Raw genomic sequence first — 2,960 nt, 5'->3', positions numbered from 1 at the left:
ATTATCGGTATAAAACAGAAAAGCTATAAATATTCAGTAAAGTGGCAATTTGCAAACCTGTATGAGATTGGAAATAGTGCTAGAATATATAATAACTCACAATTTAAACCAGTTGAGGATATAAGAAAGTATTATTTGAAACAAGCTAAAAAATCAGAACCACAATTTGAGCATATAGGAAATATGATTAGACAAAAATTTGAAAGAATGGTATATGAATTATCAAAAATTGTGATGATTGGTGGTGTTGAAGATAGTAAAAATATTATTCATTCGATATGTAGTCAACAATCGATATATATGAAGAAAGTTGATGAAAAGATTAAACTCGCCAATGATTTAATAACTGAGATTGACGAATTAAATTCTATTGAAGAGATAAAGAGTAAAATTAAAGAATATCGTTTGGATATTTCTGAGGAAATAAAAAATGTACTTTTAAATTTGGACATATATAAAAAAGTTATCATGAATCCGCTTTCCCATGCGCCCCAGTTGGACGATAGCCATAATTGGCATGAAAAGGAAATAGAAGATGTGCTGGTTTTGTTAGAAAAATTGGAATCAAATATTAATGGGTTAGAAAAAAGTACTATTAATTAGTATTTGTAACATGAAAATACGAGTCTACTACGAAGATACCGATGCAGGCGGCATTGTCTATCATACAAACTATATTAAATATTGCGAGCGAGCTAGAAGTGAGGCGTTTTTTGAAGCTGGGCTAAATTTCACAAAAGAGGGCAGATACTTTGTCGTTTTGGCACTTGAAGCTAAATTTCTCGCTTCAGCCGTGCTTGGCGATGAGGTTTTTGTAAAAACAAAGCTCATAGAACTTAAAAAAGCAAGCCTTGTTTTAGAGCAAGAAATTTATAAATTTGATGAAAAAGATGCCGAAAAAATGCTCTTTAAAGCGACTATCACGCTAGCTTTTATGAAAGAGGGCAGGCTAGCAAAGATAGATGAGAGCATGAAATCTTTTATAAATGAGGTTAAATTTTAGCAAGCAAAACTGCTAAATCCCGCTTGTGCTATTTTGCTCCTGCGAATTTACCTCATTAAAGTGATCGCTTTTTGTATCATAAATTTTCACATCATATAAAACTTGCGAGCCCTCAACCCTCTCTGTAAAAATTTTGCTGGCATTTTTGTTTATGAAATTTGTATAGATATACTCCACTCCCAGCGCACTCGAGTAGCCGATCTGTGAGTATCTAAAATCAACTCCAAAAAGATCTCCAAACCCTAAAAATCTCTCATCAAGCGAATTTAGCGAATTTGCCACAAATAGATTTTGCCTATCTCTTTGCGTGATGGCGCTAAAGATATTTGGCAAGAAATTTATCTGCGTGCTTAAAAGTGCATAAGGCTTTATCTCAAAGCCTCTCATCTGCGTTGCCACAAGAGAAGCTTTGACGATAGGAATGTTTAAAAAGACGCTTGCGTTATCAAATTTAGACTTTTTGCTTAAAGTATCGTTTAAATTTATATCTTTACCTGTGATCGAGCTCTCGTAGTAGTCGTTACTTTGCATGCGTACATACTCATTTAGCTTTTGTGCTAGCGCGCTGCCATCGTCAAAGGCGACTATCTTTTCGTTGGCAAAAGCCAGCAGGGCTGAAATTTGCGCTTTGTAATCAACTCCGCCAAAGATCAAATTTGGCTTTGGAGCTGTCACGAAAGAGCTATGAACGCTTGGGATGTAGATGAGTTCGTTTGGCAGGATGAGAGAATTTACTATGTTTGCACCATTTTGAGTAAGGGCTGCTATAAAGTAGATAAAGCCCTCGCTTCTAGCGTTTTGAAGCGCATTTTGAAGACTAGGCAAACTCTCGTCGCTGCTATTTATAAATTTCACTTCGACATTTGCATCTTGCTTTAAGATGTAGCTCAAAATAGCGTTCGATACGACATTTGCGTATGATTTTATGACCTTTTGAGGGATGATGACCGCTATCTTATCACTTGCAGCGAGCTTTAAAACCATCTCTCCACCAAGCGAAGTGTAAAGGTCCAAAAGTGCCTTATCATCTATCTTTGCTGGCTCAAATCTTGCCATAAAGCTAGCTAACATATCGCTCTTTGCTAGCTCATTTAGGCAAGAGCTATCACAAAATTCTGGCTCTAAATTTATGTAAGTGATCTTTGCTGGTGGTATGCTTGAGAGGCTTTGATTTTTAGTGATGTTGCTTTCAAATTTTGCCTCAGTGATCTCGTCTTGCATTTCGTTTAAGGCCTCATTTTGCGCTGCAAAAAGGCTTACAAATATAACTAAAAAAAGAAAAAATCTTTTCATATCACTCCCTTGATTTTTTTCAAATCATCTATAAAATTTTCTTCAAAACTTGGGTTTTTGCTGATCCACTCTGGTGAAAAAGTTGGCATTATAAACCTATCATCATCTTTTAAAATGCTTCCTCTTATACTTGAAAATCCACCCTTTGAGAGCAAATTTGGATAAAGATACATGAAAGCTTCCTCTCCTAAAGTGATGATTATTTTGGGCTTAATAAGTCTTATCTCTTCTAAAAGATATGGCCTACAAAGCTCAAACGAGCTCTTTAGTGCTGGATTTTTCGCGTCACTATTTGAAATTTCACAGCGCAAAAGCAAGCTTATATAAACACTATCTTTTTCTAAATTTAAGCCTTCTTTTATAGCATTTTGCAAAATTTTGCCACTTATGCCTTCAAAATAGTCATCTTTTTTGCAAAGTAAGACAAACATTATCTTGCTATTTTTATCACCAAAGCCAGTAGAAACGCACTTTGAACTGTTTCTCAAAAAGCAAAGAGAGCACTTTTTTATCTCACTATTTAGCTCGTCTATGCTGTTATAATCTTGATATTTACTTAAATTAAGAAAATTTTCATCTATAAAATTGTAACCGATCGCTTTTAAAAAAAGTAATTTTTCTAAGAGATCTTTATTTTTATGAAATTTCATTTTTGGATTATAAC

At 34.5% G+C, this 2,960-nt stretch carries 4 protein-coding genes; 2 read left to right on the top strand and 2 right to left on the bottom strand.

Going from position 1 to position 2,960, the window contains the following annotated elements; translation table 11 throughout:
• A partial coding sequence (locus tag CYP77_RS09940; protein WP_181001947.1) for a hypothetical protein occupies window positions 1-603 on the top strand: 603 nt, incomplete at its 5' end.
• Window positions 604-613: 10 nt separating this feature from the next.
• Window positions 614-1,003, top strand: coding sequence for a YbgC/FadM family acyl-CoA thioesterase (locus tag CYP77_RS04005; protein WP_103567552.1), 390 nt, complete (start codon window positions 614-616; stop codon window positions 1,001-1,003).
• Window positions 1,004-1,015: 12 nt separating this feature from the next.
• Here the strand turns inward: CYP77_RS04005 and CYP77_RS04000 are convergent, their stop codons facing one another.
• Window positions 1,016-2,296 (bottom strand): hypothetical protein, encoded by a 1,281-nt coding sequence (locus CYP77_RS04000; RefSeq protein ID WP_103567553.1) that lies wholly within the window; start codon window positions 2,294-2,296, stop codon window positions 1,016-1,018.
• Window positions 2,293-2,784, bottom strand: coding sequence for a uracil-DNA glycosylase family protein (locus CYP77_RS03995; protein WP_258032409.1), 492 nt, complete (start codon window positions 2,782-2,784; stop codon window positions 2,293-2,295). The genes CYP77_RS04000 and CYP77_RS03995 overlap by 4 nt, the downstream gene beginning before the upstream one ends.
• Window positions 2,785-2,960: the final 176 nt, after the last annotated feature.

This window comes from Campylobacter concisus (assembly GCF_002913865.1).
GTDB classification, from domain to species: Bacteria; Campylobacterota; Campylobacteria; order Campylobacterales; family Campylobacteraceae; genus Campylobacter_A; species Campylobacter_A concisus_AM.
The sequence above is the reverse complement of the archived record's forward strand: the minus strand, read 5'-3'. Positions and strand labels throughout refer to the sequence as shown.